This is a genomic window from Mesorhizobium sp. M2A.F.Ca.ET.037.01.1.1 (assembly GCF_003998075.1).
GTDB lineage: Bacteria > Pseudomonadota > Alphaproteobacteria > Rhizobiales > Rhizobiaceae > Mesorhizobium.
The window spans coordinates 1-1,369 of sequence record NZ_RZSA01001347.1; the positions used below are offsets into that span (position 1 = coordinate 1).

The window sequence follows — 1,369 nt, forward strand, 5'->3', positions numbered from 1 at the left end:
GCGAGCGCGTCGCCGACCTGCAGGAGGTCGCCGAGCGCCACGCCATGGCCGAGCAGCGCGGCCTGTTTGGAAAGCGAGACGTCGGTCAGCATCGGGCCGCGCGCGGGGACCGCCTCGGCGGGCACGCCGGCCGCCTGGAACCAGCGCGCCCAGCCCTGTCGGTTTTCCTCGTGCAGCAGCGTGTAATGGCGAAGGTCGATCGGCTTTTCCAGGGGAGGGCCGGCGGCAAGCAGCGCCGGCGACAGGACCGGTGAATCGACGGTTGAGGCCAGGCGCTCGGCCTCGCTGCGCGGCCACGATGTGGCGTGCGCGCTGAAGCGCAAGGCGAGCTCGGGCTGATCGCTGCGGAACTCGATCGGCCGTGGATCGACTTCGAGGGAAACGTCGATATCGGGCCGCAACTGGCGAAAGCGATTGAGCCGTGGCACCAGCCACACGGCGGCGAGCGACGGTTCGACGCTGACGCGCACGACGGCTTGGGCTGGCGAGGCCGTGAGCTCGGAAAGCACGCGGTGGATATCGTCGAAGCTTCTCACCAATCGGCCGAGCAGCCGATGGCCCGCATCCGTCAGTTCGACACGGCGATGGAGACGTAGGAACAGCGGTCTTCCCAGAAAGGTCTCGAGCTCGCGTATCTGCCGGCTGATCGCGGCCTGTGAGACATAAAGCTCCTCTGCCGCCCGGCTGAAGCTCAAATGCCGGCCGGCCGTCTCGAAGCTTCTCAATGCCGTCAGCGGCAGGCGGCTCCGCTTCATTCGCATAACCTCAAGTTATCCGAGGCGGAAATTATACTCGTTTGAGGAGGAAGGCCAGCGGCAGTCTAATCCGTGTCAAAGGAGACCTGCCATGAACGAGTTCCTGGCCATTTTCAGCGACGTGGTACGGATAGCGACCTTCCAATGGCATGGTGGAGTCGTGCGCGACGGCCGCCATGACCGCCGCGATCTTCCCGCTCACCATCGCCCATGGACCGGCAGCCATCCCATCCGGCGCTCCAGGCCTTGAGGGCAAAGCATTGCGTTTCAGCGTCGAAGCCCACATCTATCGCGCAGTGAAACAGGCTGGGGAGCGATGGGCGACCATCACGGAAATACGCACCGGCCGATCCAGCAGGGACGCAATTGGCCGGGGCCATGGCGCAAGACGCCCGGGCGCATCCTCGGCACGTCGCTCGTGCGCCTTTATCAATTGACGCTTTCAGGCTTTGTCGGCAACAGCTGCCGGCACCTGCCGACCTGCTCCGAATACGCGCATGAGGCGATCGCCCGCCATGGCCTGTGGGCCGGCGGCTGGATGGCGCTGTTCAGAATCTCACGCTGCGGGCCGTTCGGAACGCATGGCATCGATCGCGTGCCGGAGGTGCTTGCGG

3 protein-coding genes are annotated in these 1,369 nt (G+C 65.5%); 2 read left to right on the plus strand and 1 reads right to left on the minus strand.

Going from position 1 to position 1,369, the window contains the following annotated elements:
* On the minus strand, nt 1-755 hold a 755-nt coding region (locus tag EOA27_RS36610; RefSeq protein WP_127258727.1), incomplete at its 3' end, for a LysR family transcriptional regulator.
* A gap of 91 nt (nt 756-846) precedes the next feature.
* Between EOA27_RS36610 and EOA27_RS41230 the strand changes: the two genes are divergently transcribed.
* The gene (locus EOA27_RS41230; protein WP_189343116.1) at nt 847-1,005 is read left to right on the plus strand and encodes a hypothetical protein; all 159 of its coding nucleotides are present in this window, start codon (nt 847-849) and stop codon (nt 1,003-1,005) included.
* A gap of 66 nt (nt 1,006-1,071) precedes the next feature.
* The coding region (gene yidD / locus EOA27_RS36615; RefSeq protein WP_127258729.1) for a membrane protein insertion efficiency factor YidD at nt 1,072-1,369 on the plus strand (298 nt) is incomplete at its 3' end.